General features: G+C 65.5%; 15 protein-coding genes. 12 read left to right on the top strand and 3 right to left on the bottom strand.

What is annotated here, in order from left to right; genetic code table 11:
- The first annotated feature begins 99 nt into the window (after positions 1-99).
- The 3 genes from ON00_RS17310 to ON00_RS17320 all read left to right on the top strand — a co-directional run bounded on the left by ON00_RS17310 (position 100) and on the right by ON00_RS17320 (position 1839).
- Positions 100-462 (top strand): hypothetical protein, encoded by a 363-nt coding sequence (locus ON00_RS17310; RefSeq protein WP_245535599.1) that lies wholly within the window; start codon positions 100-102, stop codon positions 460-462.
- An 83-nt stretch (positions 463-545) separates the two neighbouring features.
- Positions 546-947, top strand: coding sequence for an EF-hand domain-containing protein (locus tag ON00_RS17315; protein ID WP_169313346.1), 402 nt, complete (start codon positions 546-548; stop codon positions 945-947).
- A gap of 1 nt (position 948) precedes the next feature.
- Positions 949-1839: a sterol desaturase family protein gene (locus ON00_RS17320; protein ID WP_010408053.1), complete on the top strand. Its 891-nt coding sequence runs from the start codon at positions 949-951 to the stop codon at positions 1837-1839.
- Positions 1840-1890: 51 nt separating this feature from the next.
- On the opposite strand, the gene ON00_RS17325 is transcribed toward ON00_RS17320, so the two are convergent.
- The gene (locus ON00_RS17325; protein ID WP_010408055.1) at positions 1891-4701 is read right to left on the bottom strand and encodes a bifunctional YncE family protein/alkaline phosphatase family protein; all 2811 of its coding nucleotides are present in this window, start codon (positions 4699-4701) and stop codon (positions 1891-1893) included.
- A 64-nt stretch (positions 4702-4765) separates the two neighbouring features.
- Positions 4766-6568, bottom strand: a complete 1803-nt coding sequence (locus ON00_RS17330) for a CocE/NonD family hydrolase (RefSeq protein WP_083834183.1) — start codon at positions 6566-6568, stop codon at positions 4766-4768.
- Positions 6569-6786: 218 nt separating this feature from the next.
- Between ON00_RS17330 and ON00_RS17335 the strand changes: the two genes are divergently transcribed.
- The 4 genes from ON00_RS17335 to ON00_RS17350 all read left to right on the top strand — a co-directional run bounded on the left by ON00_RS17335 (position 6787) and on the right by ON00_RS17350 (position 10405).
- A complete protein-coding gene (locus tag ON00_RS17335; RefSeq protein WP_029623061.1) occupies positions 6787-7635 on the top strand; it encodes an oxygenase MpaB family protein in 849 nt (282 codons plus the stop codon).
- Positions 7632-8375, top strand: a complete 744-nt coding sequence (locus tag ON00_RS17340) for an NUDIX hydrolase (RefSeq protein ID WP_010408062.1) — start codon at positions 7632-7634, stop codon at positions 8373-8375. The genes ON00_RS17335 and ON00_RS17340 overlap by 4 nt, the downstream gene beginning before the upstream one ends.
- Positions 8376-8441: 66 nt before the next feature.
- Positions 8442-9839 (top strand): ribosome biogenesis GTPase Der, encoded by a 1398-nt coding sequence (gene der / locus ON00_RS17345; RefSeq protein ID WP_010408065.1) that lies wholly within the window; start codon positions 8442-8444, stop codon positions 9837-9839.
- A 152-nt stretch (positions 9840-9991) separates the two neighbouring features.
- On the top strand, positions 9992-10405 hold the full coding sequence (locus ON00_RS17350; RefSeq protein WP_010408067.1) for an Hpt domain-containing protein: 414 nt from the start codon (positions 9992-9994) through the stop codon (positions 10403-10405).
- Positions 10406-10447: 42 nt separating this feature from the next.
- Here the strand turns inward: ON00_RS17350 and ON00_RS17355 are convergent, their stop codons facing one another.
- Positions 10448-12757 (bottom strand): coiled-coil domain-containing protein, encoded by a 2310-nt coding sequence (locus ON00_RS17355; protein ID WP_029623062.1) that lies wholly within the window; start codon positions 12755-12757, stop codon positions 10448-10450.
- Between the two features lie 82 nt (positions 12758-12839).
- Between ON00_RS17355 and ON00_RS17360 the strand changes: the two genes are divergently transcribed.
- The 5 genes from ON00_RS17360 to ON00_RS17380 all read left to right on the top strand — a co-directional run bounded on the left by ON00_RS17360 (position 12840) and on the right by ON00_RS17380 (position 18529).
- Complete coding sequence (locus ON00_RS17360) at positions 12840-13133, top strand: hypothetical protein (RefSeq protein ID WP_010408074.1); 294 nt, start codon at positions 12840-12842, stop codon at positions 13131-13133.
- A gap of 50 nt (positions 13134-13183) precedes the next feature.
- Positions 13184-14344 carry a hypothetical protein gene (locus ON00_RS17365; RefSeq protein ID WP_010408076.1) on the top strand — a complete coding sequence of 387 codons (1161 nt, stop codon included), beginning with the start codon at positions 13184-13186 and terminating at the stop codon, positions 14342-14344.
- Between the two features lie 35 nt (positions 14345-14379).
- Positions 14380-15495, top strand: coding sequence for a DUF2336 domain-containing protein (locus tag ON00_RS17370; protein ID WP_010408077.1), 1116 nt, complete (start codon positions 14380-14382; stop codon positions 15493-15495).
- On the top strand, positions 15492-16889 hold the full coding sequence (locus ON00_RS17375; protein WP_010408079.1) for a sensor histidine kinase: 1398 nt from the start codon (positions 15492-15494) through the stop codon (positions 16887-16889). The genes ON00_RS17370 and ON00_RS17375 overlap by 4 nt, the downstream gene beginning before the upstream one ends.
- A 140-nt stretch (positions 16890-17029) precedes the next feature.
- Positions 17030-18529, top strand: a complete 1500-nt coding sequence (locus tag ON00_RS17380) for a globin-coupled sensor protein (RefSeq protein WP_010408080.1) — start codon at positions 17030-17032, stop codon at positions 18527-18529.
- The last annotated feature ends 6 nt before the right edge of the window (positions 18530-18535 follow it).

The raw sequence follows: 18535 nt of genomic DNA on the forward strand, positions 1-18535 counted from the left end.
CAAAAGCAGGTCATCGGACAGCCCCCGTCCGGTAAAACCGAAAATGGAGCCGATTGTATGAAAAAGTCGATGGTTACGATTCTTGCAGGCGTTGGGATGATGGCAAGCTTGGCTGCGGCCCCTGCCGACGCACAGCGCCGCGGCGGATCGATTTCGATCCAGGGTGCCAATCACGGCGGCACCGCCTCGCGCAGCGTCAATCGCCAAACGGGCAGCAGCACGGTAACGCGCGGAATCCAGACAAATTCGGGTGCCGGTGCGACGACCACGCGCGGCGGAACCTGGTCCAACGGCACGTATAATGGCGGCAAGGCGACCACGCTGAACAATGGCACGACATTTGGTCGCTCGACCACCGCAACCAGCAACGGTGACGGCAGCGGCAGCTTTTCGACGACAGCAACCGGCCCCAACGGCCAGTCGCACACGGTTTCGGGTACCGTGACCAAAATCCCCCAATAAGGTACCCGAACAGGGTCCGGCGGCGCTTTCGGCCCTTGAGAGGCTGCCGTCGGACCCGTTTTTTCGCAGGAACGGATATGAAGATGAAATCTTTGATCGCGCTCGCTGGACTGCTTTCGCTCGCTACCGCAGCGGCCGCACAGGATGTCGATCGGATCGACACCAATCACGACGGGCAAATCACGCGCGCGGAATTTGCCGCTGCGCGCATGGCCAATTTTGCACGGTTCGATCGTAATGGTGACGGCGTCGTCAGCGCGGCGGACATTCCCGCGATTGCGCGCTTCCGACCGAGCATCCAGAAGACGTTTCAAAACTTTATCGCCAATGCCGATGCCAATGGCGATGGCGTGGTGACCCGCGCAGAACTCGCCAACGCGCCCATGCCGGTGTTCGATCGGGCCGATGCCAATCACGACGGAGTGATCGATCGCTCGGAAATGGCGACCTTGCGGGCCGGCCTCGCACAGATGCGGAACCAATGACATGGAAACGCTGATCACCGGGTCACCGATTATCCTCGTCGTCGGGGTGGCGATGGTGTTGACCGAGATTGTCTGGCGAGTCGGTGCGGGGCGCGGTTACGACCGGAGCACCGCGATGACGACAATCGGCCTGGTGGCCGGCAATATCCCTGCGGCAGCGCTCAACGCCGCTGTCCTTGGTGTTGTTTATTCGGTCGCGTGGAAAATCGCGCCCATCCACCTTCCGCTCGGTGACTGGCGGACATGGGCGGCGGGCTTTCTGTTCGTGGAGTTCGCATATTATTGGTTTCACCGAGCGAGCCATCGTGTCCGCTGGATGTGGGCGACCCATGCCGTCCATCATTCAGCCGAAGAAATGACCTTGCTCTCCTCGCTGCGGCTTGGTTGGACCAATGTGTTTTCGGGCGGCTGGCTGTTTTACGTGCCGCTTATTCTCGTGGGATTTGATCCACGGCTGATCGTGGTGTTGTTGACGGCCAATCTCCGGTACCAGTTTTTTCTTCATACAGAGGCACCGCTGTCACTGGGTCGGCTCGAATGGGTACTGAACGCGCCATCGCATCACCGCGCGCATCATGGTCGCAATGAGGCATATCTCGATTGCAATTATGGCGGCGTGCTGATCCTTTTCGATCGTGTGTTCGGCACCTTTCGGCCGGAGCGCGCCGACGAGCCGGTAGAGTTTGGTCTGAAGGGCCGCGCGGCGGAGGCCAATCCGGTCAAGGTGGTTTGGCGCGAATGGGCGGATCTCTTTACCGCGATCCGGAAGTCAGGGAGTGTTCTCGCGGCGGTGCGAGTGGCGCTGGCTCCCCCGGGTGTCGATCCCAATAAAGGCGACGATCACCTGTTGGACGCGACGGTGGCATTGGCTCAAGCACGCAACGTCCAGTAGCGCCGCAAAGCTCGGGCAAACGCCCGCCAGCGGTGCTGCGATTTTCCGACTTTAGGAACACGTCGCCCCGGTGGCCGCCACAAGGTTCCGACCGAACCGCAGATCGGCCCCGCTGCGCACCACCGGCTCCGGTCCACTGCCGAGCCCGCGCCACAAAGCGGTGTTGAACGCGGCGGTATCCAGCCGGTCCTCCTGCGCGAAATTCTGCCCCCGCATCGCGTCCGCCCAATATTGCGCGGTGTGCGTTGGGCAGACGCGCGTGGCGACGCCATAGCGGTCGTCGGGGATCGGCAAGGCCGTGGTCTTCAATACCGAAGCCGCCGTCGCACGGTAGCTCCACGGCGTTGCGGTCATGTCAAACACGTCCGCCATCGGCAGCGCGAGCGCATCGTTCAAGCCAAGCGGCTTCAGCCCCAGCAGCGCCTCGATCGTCCGCAACAGGCTGACGGTGGTGTAACGCGTCGACACCAGCGCCTGCTGCTTGACATGCGCGCCGACGACGAAGGCGATGCTGCGCCTGGCATCGACATGGTCGGCCCCATTCTGCGCGTCGTCCTCGATGATGAACACCACGGTCGAATCGGCGACCTTGCTGGCGGCGATCCGCTCGATCACGCGGCCGACGGCGTAATCATTGTCGGCCATCTCGGTCTCGACCGTGTTCACCCCGTCGATCGCCTCCTTGAAGTCGCCGAAATGGTCATGGCTGAGCCGCAACAGCGTGAGCGCGGGCACCGTGCCCGCCGTGTCGGCGGCGTCGAACTCGCGCTGCCATTCGAGCATCCGCCAGTAATCGGGCATCTTCTGGTCGAAGCCGCGGAAATACGGGTCGCTGCGGCTGGCGAGAAGGCGGTCGCCCGGGGTGTAGATGCGCGTGCCGGTCTTGGCGGGTTCGCGCTCCAGCGGCTTCGCGCCGGGCTCGCCTTTGTCGTAGATCGACGCATCCGAAAACCCGTAATTGCGCACGCTCAGCCCGGCGCGGATTGCCGCATTCCACAGGAAGCCCTGACCAGCGCTGGCGTCGTCATCGCCATCGGGCGCGGTCAGCAAGGCGGGGCCGGGCAGCACATCGGGGTCGGTCGGTGCCTTGGGGTTGACCGCGCGGCGCTCCGTCGGGGTAAGGGCTGTGTAGATCGAGCGATCGGCTTCCTCGGCTTCATAGGCCAGGCCGCGCTGCGCATAGTTTACCGGCGCGTTCTTTTCGAGCAGATCGGGCACCCGCGCCGCCGTGGTCCAGGTCCAGCCGGTGCTCGATTGCTCACCACTGTCATAGAAATTGTCGAGCGTGACGAACTGGCGCGCAAGCTGATGATGGTTGGGCGACAGCGCCTGCCCCAGGATCGCCAATTTGGGGTCACCATTGCCCTTTTCGAGATCCCCCAACACCTGATCGTAGGTGCGGTTTTCCTTCACGATGAACACGACATGTTTGATGTGCGCGCGCAGCGCCGCCAGTTTCGCTTCGGCGGCGGCGCGCGCCGGGGCGGCATCGAGGCCGATGTTGCGCGCGACTTGCAGCGTCGTCGCGACCAGCGCCTTGGGGGCGGGCAGCGGGAAATCGAGCAGCCCGGCCTTTTCGAGCTGGAAGATATATTGGTTGGCGGCCCCGCACGCGGTCGGTTGCGCCTTTTGCACCGCCAGTTTCGGCGCGCAGCCAAGCGGGTTGGGGCCGGGCGGGCTCTTGCGGTTGACGACGAAGACGTGATTGCCCTGCGCGCTGACTGCGACGGCGCTCGGATACCAGCCCGTCGGGATCAGCCCCTGGACTTGCATCCCCTGATCGACCGGTGCCACCACCGCCAGCGCGTTGATCCCGCCAAAGGTCACCAGCAACCGCCCGTCGGCCAGGCGCGCCAGGGCATTGGGGTTTACGCCTTTGCCCGGCGTTGCACCCAGCGCATCGGGCAAGCCGAGGCGAGGTTCCATCACCAACCGATCCTGCGCGGTGTCGATCACGGCGAGCCGGTCGGCATTGTCCTCGGTCGCATAGAGCCGCCGTGCCTTTGTATCGAGCAGCAGTGCCGTTGGCGGCCCCAGCGTCGCGATGCGCGTGGCAACCTTGATCGCGTCGCCGGTCACCTCCAGTGCGACGATTTGCCGGTCGCGCGGGGCGGAGACATAGGCATGGGTGGCGTCGCGCCACACGATCGCAAACGGATTTTCGCCGCCTGCAACCCCAGCTTGCGCGGCGTCGATCTTGCCCGGGCGCAAATCCTGTTCGACCAGCACGGTGCCGCGCTTCAGATCGATCAGGCTGACCGAATCATTGTAATAATTGGCGACCAGCGCACGCGTGCCATCAGGGCTGATCGCGACGCCTGCCGCCTGCGGCAACACCTCAGACCCATTGCCGGTCTTGTTATGGCCGAGCGGGATCGGCTTGCCGACGCTGGCGAAGGTGCCGCTGGCACCTTTTGCGAAGACATGGACGACGTCATCGACCCCGCCGCCCACCAGAATGCGCGTGCCATCGGGCGACCAGGCGACCCCCGAATAGCTGTTGGGCATGGTCAGCGTCTGGAGCCAGGTCGGCCCCTTGGCGTCGATGCGGTAGCGGAACAGATATTGGCCGGATTGGGCCAGGACGAGCTTGCCGTCGGGGCCGTTATAGCGGTTGAAACCGCTGGTGAGCACCAGCATCTCGCGCCCATTCGGGCTTACCGCGATCGCCGCCGCGCCATCGGCGACGTATGCCGGGTTGGGGCCGGTGCGCGCCACCAGCGGTGCGAAGCGTGCGCCCGGCGCGGCAAGCGGGGTGAGTGTTTGCCCGGTCGGCAGCGCCGTGCCCTGATCCTGCGCCGTGGCACGCCCTGCACCCCACAGAGCGAGGGCGGTCGAGGCGAGGATCAGGGCGCGGCGCATTGCAGGGTCTCCTAGTGAGCGTGGCCTAGCGACATGATGCTACGGTAAAAAGACGCGGTGCCGTTCACTCCACCACCGGCAGCCACACCGCACTTGCCGCGCCCGGCGCATGGACGATCGTCTGCGTTGCCGCACGATAGTCGCCGGGCTTGGCGTTGAAGATGTTGGGCACAAAGGTCTGCGGGTTGCGATCATAGAGCGGGAACAGGCTCGATTGCACCTGCACCATGATGCGGTGGCCGGGCAGGAACACATGGTTCACATTGGGCAGGCCGAATTTGTAATTCTCGACCTTGCCCGGCTTCAGCGCGGCGGGGGTGGCGCGGCCATGGACATAGCGCCCACGATAGATTTCGATGCCGATCGGCAATTGATAGCCCGCCAGCGCCGGATGCGCGCTGTTTTCCTCCGGATAGACGTCGATCAGCTTGACGACGAAATCGCTGTCGGTGCCGCTGGTAGCGGCAAACAGATCGACTTGCGGCGCGCCCGCAATATGCAGCGGCTTGTCGAGCGCCGCCGTCTGATAGCTCAGCACGTCGGAGCGGCTGGAGACGAAGCGCTGATCGGCGACCAGCCACGTCGTCCACACCGCGCGATCCTTCATATGCACCGGCTGCGTGACGAACGGCACGGGCTTGGCCGGATCGGAGATATAGCGTTCCTGGCCAGCCGTGGCGGGGGCGGTGAAGCTGAGGCTGTTATCCGCCTGGAGATAGAGCGGCGTCGCCTTGCCCGCTGGCCAATGGGCGAAGGACTGCCACTGGTTGATCCCGCTGGCATAGGTGATGGCCGCCGGGGTCGGCGAGGTGTCGGCGGGGGTGTCCTTCAGATAGCGATCGAGAAAAGGCTTCATCGTGTTGCGCCGGAATTGCAGCCCGGTATCGCCCTCGAACTGCAATGCGCCCAGGCTGCTGCCATCATAATTGACGCCGCTATGCCGCCACGGCCCGATCACCAGCGAAATCGGCGCGTTCGGATCCTTGTCCTTCAGCGCCTTGAACACAGCGGGCGCGCCATAGCTGTCTTCCTGGTCCCATTCGCCGACCACGACCATCGTTGGCACGGTCAGCTTGCGCTTGGCGAGCTGCACGTCGACCGCCTGTTCCTGCCAGAACGGGTCGTAAGCGGGGTGTTCCATCAGTTTGCGGATCGCCGGGAAGATGTCGATGCCATATGCACGCGCGAAGTCGCCTGCCGACCCGGCCTTCAGATAGGCGTCATAATCCTCACCGGTGCCGTCAGCGATCGCACCGCCCTTCTTGGCGGTCTGGCCGACGATGTAATCGAAATTTGGCTGACGGAACGCGCCATTGTGGAACCAGTCATCGCCGACCCAGCCATCGACCATCGGGCTTTGCGGCACCGACGCCTTGAGCGCCGGGTGCGGATCGATCAGCGCCATCAGCGAAGTGAAACCGAGATAGGAGGAGCCGGTAATGCCGACCTTGCCGTTGCTCTCGGGCACGTTCTTCACCAGCCAATCGATCGTGTCATAGGCATCGGTGGCGTGGTCGACATTGGTCGGGTTGAGCGGCCCGCGCAACGGGCGCGTCGTGACATAGTCGCCTTCGGATTTGCCCAGCCCGCGCACGTCCTGATAGACGCGGATATAGCCGTCATTGACGAATTCGGCATCGGCGACCGGCAGGATTTCCTCAATCTTCTGGCTTGGATTGCGCCACGTCGCCTTGCCGGCATCATAGGGCGTGCGGCTGAGCAGGATCGGGCCGCCATGCGTGCCCTTGCGCATCACGATAACGGTGAACAGCTTGGTCCCGTCGCGCATCGGCACCATCACTTCACGGCGGATATAATCGGCTTGCGGGCGGACCTGTTGGTACACCGCGACGGTGTCGGGCGTCATCGGCGCGGTTTGCGCCGATAGCAAAGCGGGCGTGGCAAGCAGGGCAAGCGTGAGCGGAAGAATGCGCAATGGAGCCTCGCGAAATGACGGATGATGGCACGGTATAGCCACGCGCCGGGAAAGCGGGGAAGCGATTTTGCGGGAAGAGGGCGGGCAGGGTGATTGTGGATCGACACGGACCCTATCGCCATCCCAACCATTCAGGCACGATGCCGCTTATGTCGCCAACCGATCGCCTGACCCGTCCGCTGAAAGGGCTCATCGTCGGGCAAGTGCGCGCTCTGTTCAACGACAAGGCGCGCGGCGAAACGCCGGTCGAGCGCAGCCAGGACGCACTGTTCCCGCCGGATTCGGTCGCGTGGCGCGTGCATGGCGACGTCACCTCGATGCTGGTCGGCGGGATTGCCGCGCTGCTGCTGCAGATGCTGCACCCCAAGGTGCTGGCGGGCGTATGGGATCATTCGGGGTTTCGCGAGGACATGCAGGGGCGCTTGCGCCGCACCGCGCGCTTCATCGCCGTCACCACCTTCGGCGCGCCGGACGACGCACGGGCGATGCTCGCCAAGGTGCGGCGAATCCATGACAATATCGGCGGCACTTTGCCCGACGGGACGCCTTACACCGCGAGCGATCCCGATCTGCTCGCCTGGGTGCATGTGTGCGAGGTGCTGTGCTTTCTGGACGGCTGGATCCGCTATGGCGAACCCACGATGAGCCGTGCCGATCAGGACCGTTATGTCGCCGAAATGGCCCGCATTGCCGAGCCGCTGGGCGTGTCGCCCGTGCCGCATAGCCGCGCCGAGGCGGAGGCGATCATGACCGCGATGCGGCCGCAACTGCGCGTGGATGCCCGGACGCGCGACGTGGCGCATGTTCTGCTGGATCAGCCAGCGCCTTCGATCGCGGCGGGGCCGTTTCAGGCGATGACCTTGCAGGCGGGGGTGGATTTGCTGCCGGGCTGGGCGCGCACCATGCACGGGCTCGCCCAGCCGCAGCTTGGTCGGCCATTGCTCCGCGCTGGCACCTTTGGCATCGCCAGCACCCTGCGCTGGGCGTTCCGCGCATGACCGAAGCGATTCCCGCCGCGACGCTGGTGCTGTTCCGGGACAGTGGGACGGTGCCCGAACTCCTCTTCGTCGAACGCTCCAAGGCGATGGTGTTTGCAGGGGGTGCCTTGGTCTTTCCGGGCGGACGGATCGACCCTGGCGACCGCGCACTTGCGCTGGAATTGGGCGGCGAGCCCGAGGATATGGCCGCCCGCATCGGCGCGATCCGCGAGACGATCGAGGAGGTCGGCCTGCCCATCGGCCTGCCACCGATGCCCGATGCCACCTTCGCTGAATTGCGCGCGGCGCTCCACCGCGGCGAGACGATCGGCGCAGCGCTGCGCGATCTCGATCTTGCGCTCGACCCCGCGCAGCTCGTGCCGTTCGCGCGCTGGCTGCCATCGCACGCGCCTGCGCGCATTTTCGATACGCGTTTTTACCTTGCGCAGGCGTCGCTCGATGGCCCCGAGGCGGTGGTCGACGATACCGAGAATGTCCGCGTCTTCTGGTCGAGCGCGCAAGGCGTGCTGGACGATGCCGATGCGGGGCGGGTGCGCATCATTTTCCCGACGCGGCGCAATCTGGAGCGGCTGGCGCAATTCGAGAGCTTTGCCGCCGCCGCCGCCCATGCCGCCGCGCACGAGATCCGCGCCGTGACCCCGTGGGTGGAACAGCGCGACGGGGAGGACCATCTCTGCATTCCCGACGACCTTGGCTATCCGATAACCTCCGAGCCGATCGGCGACGTGATGCGCGGCTAGGACCCCGTTTCCGTCCCCGAATCGCGCGGGGGTGACGAAAGCGCCCGTCTGGCGTATGGAGCCACCATGCCCAATCTTCCCGTGGTCGCGATTATCGGCCGGCCCAATGTCGGCAAATCGACCCTGTTCAACCGTCTCGTCGGCAAAAAGCTGGCGCTTGTCGACGATCGCCCCGGCGTGACGCGCGACCGGCGCGAAGGCGATGCCACGCTGGTCGGCCTCGATTTCCGCATCATCGATACCGCCGGTTATGAGGATCAGGACGCCGCCTCGCTGCCCGGCCGGATGCGCGCGCAGACCGAGGCCGCGGTCGCGCAGGCCGATGTCGCCTTGTTCCTGTTCGATTCGCGTACTGGCATCGTCCCGCTCGACGAGGAAATCGCGCGCTGGCTGCGCGGATCGACCACGCCGGTCATCCTCGTCGCCAACAAGGCCGAGGGCAAGGCAGGGGCCGACGGCATCCTCGAATCGCTGTCGCTTGGATTTGGCGATCCCGTTGAATTGTCGGCTGAACATGGCGAGGGGCTGGTCGAACTGTTTGACGCGCTGCTGCCTTATATCGAGCCCGACAAGGACGAATATGGTGCCGATATCCCCCATGCGGATGACGAGGGCGAGTATAGCCCGGAAGCGCCGCTGAAGCTCGCCATCATCGGTCGCCCCAATGCGGGTAAATCGACGCTGATCAACCGTATCCTCGGCGAGGATCGCCTGATCACCGGCCCCGAAGCCGGGATCACGCGCGATTCGATCGCGGTCGATTGGGTGTGGCACGATCCTGAACGCGAGCCCGGTGAAAATGCCCGCAAGGTCCGCCTGATCGACACCGCTGGTATGCGCAAGCGCGCCAATGTGCAGGACAAATTGGAAAAGCTGTCGGTCGCCGATGCACTGCACGCGATCGATTTCGCCGAAGTCGTCGTGCTGCTGCTCGATGCCACGCGCGGGCTCGAATCGCAGGATCTGCGCATCGCCGATGCCGCGCTGCAGGAAGGCCGCGCGCTGATCGTCGCGATCAACAAATGGGATATCGCCGAAAACGGCTCCAGCCTGTTCAACGGCATTCGTGGCGCGCTGGAAGAAGGGCTGAGCCAGATCAAGGGGATGCCCGTGCTCACCGTGTCGGGGGCAACCGGCAAGGGCATCGACGTGCTGCTGAAAGTGGCGTTCGAGACGCGCGACGCCTGGTCGCGCCGTGTTGGCACGGGCGAACTCAACCGCTGGTTCGAAAAGGCAGTTGAGGCCAATCCGCCCCCCGCACCGGGCGGCAAGCGCATCAAGCTTCGCTATCTGACGCAAGCCAAGACGCGCCCGCCCGGCTTCGTGCTGTTCGGCACGCGCGTGGACCAATTGCCGACCAGCTATCAGCGCTATCTCATCAACGGCATTCGCCGCGATCTGGGCTTTGGCGCGGTGCCGGTGCGGCTGACCTTGCGCGCGCCGAAGAACCCGTTCGACCGCTAAGTCCGCTCGGCGCGCTGCGTCGGAGTTATCGCGTCACACCAGCAACTTGATAGTCACGCACCCGAAATGATTCGTGTCTGCGTCAACCGCTCGTTTACTTCGCGCAGGTAGAAGCAAGCTGTACTTTCGGGTGAGAGTGCGGGTTGGAGGAAATGACGGTGACGCTCGACGAGAACAGCCTGATCGACTGGAACGTTTTTACGCGTGCCCGTGCCGAACTCGGGGCGGGCTTCGTCCGCATTCTGGGCTATTTCCGGGAGGACGGCGTCAAATCGGTCGCCGCGATCGAAACGGCGATGCGCGCGCGCAATGCGGCGGCAATGGTGATCCCGGCGCATACCCTGAAAGGCGAAGCGCGTCAGTTCGGTGCCGAGCCGCTGGGCGAGATCGCGGAGCGGATCGAATCGATCGCGCGCGACTGTGTCGAAAACCGCGATACCCCCGATGAGGCGTTGAGCGATATCGTCGCGCTGCGCCCGCTGTTCGAAAAGACGCTGGCGATGCTGGAGCGCGAATCCAACCCGCTGGTGGAGCGGCGTCCGGCTTTCGGTCGCCGGACGATCTAACCAACCCGGCCTACCCAACCCGGCGGCCCCGCGCGGCGTAGATCAGGCGCGCAGGCGTTCGATCGCCTGCGCCAGCGCGACATAGAGCTTGCCCATGTCGGAGGACAGGATGGTCACCCCAAGCGGAGATCCGTCGCGCTGCGACAGGATCGTGCGGAGCATCGCCTCGAAATCATGAATGTAGCGATTGACCTGCTCCCGGAAGGCGGGGTCCTCTTCGTGCAGGCGCGCAATCTCGCGCGCTTCGGCGCTATCCAGCAAGCGTACTGCCCGCCGGGTGAACACCCCGCGATCGCCCTTGAGATAGGCTGACCAGGCGCTGTCCGACACGTCGGTGGAGAAGGTCTTGGCGATGTCGATCGAGGCGGAATTGAGCGATTCGATCAGCAACGAGACACGCCGCGCCAGCGTTTCCTGATCGGCGTTTTCGCGCTCGGCGCGCGCGTCCTGCAGGCGGCTTTCGACCAAAGCGGTTGAATCGGCGATGGCGAGCATCTGCTGGGTCAGCCGTTCGGACGCGCGCGCGGCGGCATCGGCGGCAGCTTCGCCCGCTTGCCCGATGCTGGCGAGCTGCCGTTCGACCGCGACGCGCGTCGCGCGCTCCATCGCGGCGGCGCTTTGCTGTTCCAGGGCGTGCGCTGCCTCGGGGATGACCGTCGCCAGCGTTTCGCGCGCGCGGTCGGCGGCGGCACTGGCGGTATCGCGCACGCGCAGCAGCGCCTCGACCAGCCGGGGAGCGGCATCTTCGGCGAAGCGATGCGTGCGCCCGATCGTATCGTCGACCATTTCGCCCAGCGCATCGGCCTTGATCTTGCCGTCGGACAGCGTCTCGAGCAGCGTGCTCGCCAGTTCGTTGACGGTGTCGCGTTGGATCGCGATGACATGGGCGATCGATTCGATCGCATCGTGCGTGCTCTCCGCCGCCGTCACCAGCGACAGCAATTCGGGCTTGGCCTGCCCGACGATCTTGCGGCTGACGCCGAGCCGATCATCAAGGCGGGTCAGCGCCTCGGGCAGGGTTTCGTCAATCTCGCGCGCGGCGGAATCGAGCGCCATCAGCAAATGTTCGGTCGAGGCGATGGCATGCGTCGCCATTTCGTCGCCGGTCTTCAGCGCCTCGGTCATCGCATCGGCGGATCCGCCGAGCGCACTGATCGACGCGGCCAGCGCCTGGGTGCGTTGCACGCCCTGGTTATGCAGCGTTTCGAACGTGTCGGAAACGCGCACAAGCCCCTGGTCGATTTCTTCGACGATCGTGTCGCTGGCCGCGCGTTGATCGGCAAGGCGAGCAGCGACGCGGTCGATCAGGGTTTCGATCTCGGCGATGCGCGCGGCCAGGCCTTCGGCGCTGTCGCGCGCGGCGCGCTCGAGTGCTGCCTGGTTGGTGCCGAGCATCGCCAGCATTGCCTCGCCCTGCGCGGCGATGCCCTTGCGCGCTTCGTCGACGGCGTCGGCGGTGCGGCCGAGCAGGCCATCGACCGCCTGCGACATGTCGCCCGTGACCTGTTCCAGCCGCGCGCCCGCTGTTTCGCTGGTAACTTCCATGCGGGTGATGTGCGCGGCGAGCTTCTGCGCGGCACCGTTGGCGACCGCATCCGCTTCGCGCCCACGCTCGGCCAGCGCGGTGAGTTGCGCATCGAGCGCCGCGGCATGTTCGCTCGCGGTAACGCCGGTTGCCTTGAGCAACTGCGCCAGCCCGTCGGTCTCGTTATGCGCGCGCGGCAACAGCGCCAACAGCACTTCCAGCCGGGTATGCGCCTGGTCCGCTGCGGTCGCCAGGGTTGCCGCATGGGCATCGGCGGTCGTGATTTGCGTGGTCAGCCCCGACCCGATCGAGGCCATTCGCGCAACCGCGCCATCGCCCAGCGCCATCAAGGCATTGGTCTGCTCGGCCAGGTTGGCGCGATTGCTTTCGATACTGTGGGCGAGGGCCGCGACGGTGCGTTCAAGGCTGGCAGCCTCGGCGCGCATCGCCTGTGCCGTCTGTCCGAAGCGACGCGCCTCCGCCGTGCTGGTGCGCAGCGCCAACACCAGCAAAATCGCGATCAAGGCTGGCGGCACGCACAGCCCGGCGACGAAATTGACCAGCGCAGGCGGCGTCAGCGTGGCCAAGCTGTCCCGCGACAACCACAGCATCGCACCAATCCACCCCAGCGATGCGAGCGTCCCCAGGATGGAGAGCCACGGCACCGGCCGCGACGGCGGTCGATCGTCAATCACGTCGGTCAGTTCGATGGAATCCTCCGGCACGGGCGCAACCTCCGCCATCGCCACACCCTCTTCCGCGTCGGCTTGGGCGGGTGGCGCGGCGCTGTGCGGCCGCAGGTCTATGATGCGAGAACCCCCGTTCATCATGCTTGTTTATCACGAAAGTCGCCAGTTCAAAGCGAATAGCGAAACCTTGTCTTAACGGATGAGGCGCTAGACGGGCGCAATGGCCTATGATCCCGGTGCAATTGACGCGACCTTGGCGGCAGCAGTGGGCGATGAGCCCGCCCTGATCGCGGAACTGCGCGGCGCATTTCTCGAGAGCGTGGAGCGGGGGTTGAGCGCGCTCGAGACGGCGCAAGGCGACGAGGCATGGCGTGCGGCCGCATGGCGGATGCGCGGCCTCGCCGCCAGTTTCGGGGCAATCCGCCTGATGGCCATCGCCACCGAAGCCGCCGAGGCGATGGCGCATGACCCCGCGCTGATGCGGCGCTTGCGCCGCGCGGTGGAGCGGCTCTGATCGTTTTGCGGGCTTTGCCTTAATCGAGCCGAGCCCCTAACAGCTAGGCGATGCTGGCTGGATTGATTTTTGCGACCGAAGATGCCGATGACCGCGTAGGCGTGCTCGCGGCGACCTTGCCGTTTGGCGGGTTGACGCTGATCGAGTTTCAGGCGCGCTTGCTGGTGGCGGCGGGCGCGACCCACATCATCCTGGTCGTCGCACGCATGACCCCGGAATTGCTGGGCGCGATCAGCCGCATCGGGCGGCGCGGCGTGTCGGTCGATGCGGTGCGCAGCGCGGGCGAAGTGCTGGAAAAACTCCATCCGCTCGCGCGCGTGTTGGTCGTTGCGGACGGCGTGGTGACCACGAGCGAAGTCGTTCAGGCAATTGCCGCCGCGCCGCACGACACGCTGCTGGTGACCGACCAGATGGACTCGCACTATGAACGTGTTGGCGCAAACGTCGCATGGGCTGGCCTCGCCTTGCTAGATTGCAAGCGCATTGCCGAAGTCGCCGCCTTGCCGCGCGATTATGATTTTCAGTCGACCTTGTTGCGGGTGGCCGCACAGGCCGCGGCCGATCAGGTCCGGCTCGACGCGCATATGGCCCCCGGCCACACGATCGAGCGGAGCACCCAGGCACTGGCCGCGCGCGGCAACGGCACGGTTGCGGCGCTGGTCGCCAGACCGGCGCGCTGGGCCGAGCGCTATCTGCTGTCGCCGCTCATTCGGCTGATCTTGCCACCGCTGATGACGCGTGGGGTCGGGACGATCACGGTGCTGGCGGGGGGCATTGCGGTCGCGCTTGGCGCGTGGCTGACGATTTTTATCGGGCACCCGGCCGTCGGCATGGCGCTAACGTATCTTGCCGTCGGGGTCACCGGGGTCGCGGCGGCGCTGGCCTGGGTTCGCGACGAAGGATCGGTCGCGCGCATTGCCGAGCATCTGACCCCGGCGATCGTGGCGGGGGCGGCGCTGCTGGTCGGCTATGGCGCGGATCGGCCGGCCGGATTGATCCTCGCGACCACCTTGATCATCATCGCGGCCTTGCTCGAACGGGTTGCGGGATCGGCGCACGCCCGGCGTTTATGGGCCAGCCCCGTAGCCTATCCTCTGCTTATGCTGCCGCTGCTCGCGCTGGGTCAGCCGCTGTTCGCGCTTGGCTTGGCCGCGCTCTATGCGGTCGTCACGCTTGCCGTCGCCATTGAGGGCTTTCTCGAAAAGCCTTAGTCTCGCTTTAACGACAACCCCTTATTGCCGAGATCATGTCGAATGAATGTGGCGACAAGGATGCTGAGGCCAATGGGGCCGTTACCGCACTGCTCAACCGGGCGGCGGCGGCGGACGCGCGCGCCGACGATCGGCTGCGCATCGCCATCGCCGACTTTTTCCTGGCTGAGGCTGCACGGCTCGACGACCGCACGCGAATCGCCATGGCGGCGACGCTCGGCGATTTGGTCCAGTCGGTAGAAGCGGCGTTGCGCCACCACGCTGCCCGATTGCTGCTGGCGCGCGATGCCGCTTTGCTCTCTGCCGCCGTCGAGGCGGAGGGCACCTCGATTTTTGACCGGCTGGCGCAAGCGGGCGTGCTGCGCGATGCCGAACTGATGCGGGAGCTGCTTGGCCGCGTCCAACAGGATCTGCTGACCGATGCGCTGCCGGGAGAATCGCCCGATGATCCCGATCGTCCAAGCCTGTTGCCGCGCCTCGCCAGTGCGCCCGATCGTGTGATTTCAGCGAGCGCGGTGGCGTTGATGACGGCGGAGAGCCGTCGCCGCGGGTCTCCGGCCCCCGGCCAGCCTGCCGTCACCGATCTTCCCGCCGAGTTGCACCACCGCGTGATTTGGTGGGTTGCCGCCGCAATCCGCGAAAGTCTGGAGGCGCAGGACGGCGAATCCCGCATGCTGCTCGACCGCGCGCTGGTCGACGCGGCGCTACGCAGTATCGCCGCGCATGATGAGGGCGACCGGTTGGAAGCGACGGCGCTGCGCCTCGCCAGCGCGCTCGACCCGCAAGCGAGCGAACTCGCCATCCTGCTGGTCGAGGCGCTGGCCGACCGGTGGCTGGCAGTGTTCATCGCGTTGCTCGCGCGTGCGCTGGGGCTGGATTATGCCGATGCACGCGAAATCGTTCTCGACCGTGACGGCAGCCGCTTGTGGCTGGTGTTGCGCGCGCTTGAACTGGATCGTGCCGCAATCGCGCGGATCGGACTTGCGCTGTGCGAAGCCGAGCCAGTACGAAACCTAGATCGTTTCGCGGACGGAATTAACGACATTCTGGCAATATCCCCCTCGACCGCGCGTCACGCCCTTGCCCCATTGCTGCTGCATCGCGATTATCGCGCGGCCTTGGTGGCACTGGGGCGGGGGACGCACCAATGAATGTGAGCGAGCCAATGTTGCCGCCGGTGCGCGGCATGGTCGACCGAGACGGGCGTCTGGTCGAGGCGGATCAGCGACTCCATGACCTCAACGCCCGCGCCGGTGGCGATATCGGGCAGCCGCTGGCCGTGCCGCAAATCGCGGCGCTCGCACGCTTGGCGCAGCGGCTTGGTATTCTGGTGTCCCGCGCCGTGGTTGCTGCGGATGGGCCGGACGACCTGGAATTATGGGTGCGCGCTGAGCCCGATTCGGTTGCCAGCTCGGGCAATGTCCGGCTGCACATTACCGGCTGGCGCAGCCGTGCGGCGTGGCATCCGGCGGCGGCGGCAGAGGAGCGCGCGACCGACTTTCTGCGCAGCGAGAGTGATTGGCTGTGGGAAACCGACAGCGCACTGCGGCTGACCTTCCTCTCGCTCTCCGCCGGGGCACGCTATGGTTTCGATGGTGCGGCAATGCTGGGCCAGCCGCTGACGCGATTGTTCGTGTTGGGGGAGGGCGATGGTGGGGTCTTCCCGATTTTGGGCGGGTTGGCGCTGCAACAGCGCTTCGACGATCAGGTCGCGACGATCCGCGCCAGCGGGCACCGCGTGCGCCTTGCCGCTACGCCGCGGACCGACGCCAATGGCGCTTTTTCGGGCTTTGTCGGCGCGGCCTATGCGCTGGACGGCGATCCGGCGACAACAATAACCGCGCCCGCGCCGCCTGTTGCTCCGGATGCGGTGACCACCGCCTTTGCGATGCGACTGGATCAGGCGCTGCGTGGGCCGCTCGACCGTATCATCGCCAATGCCGACAGCATTCATGCCCAGTCGGAAGGCCCGTTGCGGCAGGATTACGCCGATTACGCCGCCGACATTGCCAGCGCGGGGCGGCATTTGATGGGGCTGGTCGACGATCTGGTGGATCTCCAGGCGATCGAACGACCCGATTTCGTGGTGGCCAAGGAAGCCATCGATCTGGCGGATGTCGCGCGCCGCGCGGCGGGGTTGCTCCAGGTCCGGGCATCCGAGGCGAAGGTGCGGATCGACCGCCCGTCGCTGGGCGAGACGCTGGCGGCAACCGGCGAATTCCGCCGTGCGCTACAAGTGCTGGTCAATCTCATCGGCAATGCGGTCCGCTATTCGCCGCCCGATGGCATGGTCTGGGTGCGCGCCGAACGGGAAGGAACGGTCGCGGCGGTGATCGTCGCCGATCAGGGGAAGGGCATCGCGCTGGAGGATCAGGCGCGCATTTTCGAAAAGTTCGAACGGGTCGATCCACGCGAGGTTGGCGGCAGCGGGCTCGGGCTCTACATCGCGCGGCGGCTGGCGCGCGCGATGGGTGGCGACGTGACCGTGGATTCCGCCCCCGGGCAAGGCGCGCGGTTTGTGTTTACATTGCCGGAGCGCGTCTAAGTCTTCGGCCGCTGTCCAAGCGCCACGATCGTCGGCGCATAAGATCGTCGAAAAAATGCCCGTGGCGGAGCCGCTGCAGCAACCTCACAGTCTATAAAGCGATGGGGGGCGGACGCTCCAAGACATCGGGATAGTGACGTATGATCGACAAGGAAGTTCAAACGCGCCTGGATTTCATGGCGATCGATGAAACCCAACGTGCTGTTCTGGCGGAGCTTCAGCCGTTAGTTCGGACTTTACTTAGCCCTGCACTGGACCGCTTCTATCACAGCGCGCGCAGAACCCCGGAAACCGCCGCCTTCTTCCGCGACGATCAGCATATGGCGCACGCCAAGCGTGCGCAGGAAAGCCACTGGCTTCGTATTGCGACGGGCGCGTTCGATCAGGAATTTCATGCCAGCGTTCGCCGGATCGGCGCGATCCACGCCCATATCGGCCTCGAACCGCGCTGGTATATCGGCGCTTACGGGCTGGTCCTCGAAAATTTGATCCGTGGCATTGCGCGGCATCTGTCGCCGTGGCGGCGCCTGTTGTCGTTCTTCCGCGGGCCGAGCGCCGCCGATGCGAGCAGCGCGATCGTCAAAGCGGCCTTGCTCGACATGGAATTGTCGGTCTCGATCTATTTCGAAGAGGCACAAGTCGAACGCAACAAGGCGATCGAAAGCCTGTCGCAGGCCCTGTCGGCGCTGGCCGATGGCGATTTGAGCCGCGACGTTGCGAACATGCCGCCTGCCTTTGCTGCAATCGAAACCAGCTTTAATCAAGCGCTTACCTCGCTGCGCGGTTTGATCGGCAGCGTGATGGCGAGCAGCGCCGGCATCCGGACCGGTTCCTCGGAAATTGCCCACGCTTCGGAAGATCTGGCGCGCCGGACCGAGGGCACCGCCGCCAGCCTTGAGGAAACGTCGGCATCGCTGGTGCAGATCGATTCCAGGCTGAAGGCAACCGCCGCAGCGACCGCCGAGACGGTCAACCGCGCGCAACAGGCGACCGACACCGTGGCCAATGGCCGCGCGACCGCAGATCAGGCGGTCCAAGCCATGATCCGCGTCGGTGAGAGTGCCAAGGGCATCGATTCGGTGATCGAAGGTCTCGACAAGATCGCGTTTCAAACGCGCGTTCTCGCGATGAACGCCGCCGTCGAAGCGGGACGCGCGGGCGATTCGGGGCGTGGCTTCGCGGTCGTGGCTGATCTGGTGTCCGCGCTGGCGATGCGCGCCGAGGAAGAGGCCAAGCGCGCGCGCGATCAGTTGACCGTGACGCAGGCCGACATTGGCACCGCCGTCAATGCCGTGAAAAACGTCGACACGTCGCTGACCGACATCTCCGGCGATGTGGCGAAGGTCCACGATCTGCTGGGCTCGATGGCCGACGATGCCGTGGCGCAATCCTCGGCTCTGAGCGAAATCTCGGCGGCGATCAGTTCGATGGACCGCACGACGCAGCAGAACGCCGCGATGGTCGAACAAACGTCGGCCGCCGCGCGCAATCTTACCAGCGAAGTTGGATCGCTGGCGCAGCAGACCGAGCGGTTCAAGACGGGAAGCGCCGCTGCTCCGGCTGGGTCCGCCGCGCCTCGGCGTTCGGCGCGCGCCAATGGCCGTGCGGTCAATGCTGCCGGTAGCGCGTCGGTTCAGTAACCACCG

The organism is Sphingomonas echinoides ATCC 14820, assembly GCF_000241465.1.
GTDB classification, from domain to species: Bacteria; Pseudomonadota; Alphaproteobacteria; order Sphingomonadales; family Sphingomonadaceae; genus Sphingomonas; species Sphingomonas echinoides.

What these genes read in the sequence shown, in the direction of transcription:
- ON00_RS17310 (WP_245535599.1), top strand. Translation starts at nt 100, where the DNA reads ATGGCAAGCTTGGCTGCGGCCCCTGCCGACGCACAGCGCCGCGGCGGA.
- ON00_RS17315 (WP_169313346.1), top strand. Translation starts at nt 546, where the DNA reads ATGAAATCTTTGATCGCGCTCGCTGGACTGCTTTCGCTCGCTACCGCA.
- ON00_RS17320 (WP_010408053.1), top strand. Translation starts at nt 949, where the DNA reads ATGGAAACGCTGATCACCGGGTCACCGATTATCCTCGTCGTCGGGGTG.
- ON00_RS17325 (WP_010408055.1), bottom strand. Translation starts at nt 4,701, where the DNA reads ATGCGCCGCGCCCTGATCCTCGCCTCGACCGCCCTCGCTCTGTGGGGT.
- ON00_RS17330 (WP_083834183.1), bottom strand. Translation starts at nt 6,568, where the DNA reads ATGACGCCCGACACCGTCGCGGTGTACCAACAGGTCCGCCCGCAAGCC.
- ON00_RS17335 (WP_029623061.1), top strand. Translation starts at nt 6,787, where the DNA reads ATGTCGCCAACCGATCGCCTGACCCGTCCGCTGAAAGGGCTCATCGTC.
- ON00_RS17340 (WP_010408062.1), top strand. Translation starts at nt 7,632, where the DNA reads ATGACCGAAGCGATTCCCGCCGCGACGCTGGTGCTGTTCCGGGACAGT.
- der (WP_010408065.1), top strand. Translation starts at nt 8,442, where the DNA reads ATGCCCAATCTTCCCGTGGTCGCGATTATCGGCCGGCCCAATGTCGGC.
- ON00_RS17350 (WP_010408067.1), top strand. Translation starts at nt 9,992, where the DNA reads ATGACGGTGACGCTCGACGAGAACAGCCTGATCGACTGGAACGTTTTT.
- ON00_RS17355 (WP_029623062.1), bottom strand. Translation starts at nt 12,757, where the DNA reads ATGAACGGGGGTTCTCGCATCATAGACCTGCGGCCGCACAGCGCCGCG.
- ON00_RS17360 (WP_010408074.1), top strand. Translation starts at nt 12,840, where the DNA reads ATGGCCTATGATCCCGGTGCAATTGACGCGACCTTGGCGGCAGCAGTG.
- ON00_RS17365 (WP_010408076.1), top strand. Translation starts at nt 13,184, where the DNA reads ATGCTGGCTGGATTGATTTTTGCGACCGAAGATGCCGATGACCGCGTA.
- ON00_RS17370 (WP_010408077.1), top strand. Translation starts at nt 14,380, where the DNA reads ATGTCGAATGAATGTGGCGACAAGGATGCTGAGGCCAATGGGGCCGTT.
- ON00_RS17375 (WP_010408079.1), top strand. Translation starts at nt 15,492, where the DNA reads ATGAATGTGAGCGAGCCAATGTTGCCGCCGGTGCGCGGCATGGTCGAC.
- ON00_RS17380 (WP_010408080.1), top strand. Translation starts at nt 17,030, where the DNA reads ATGATCGACAAGGAAGTTCAAACGCGCCTGGATTTCATGGCGATCGAT.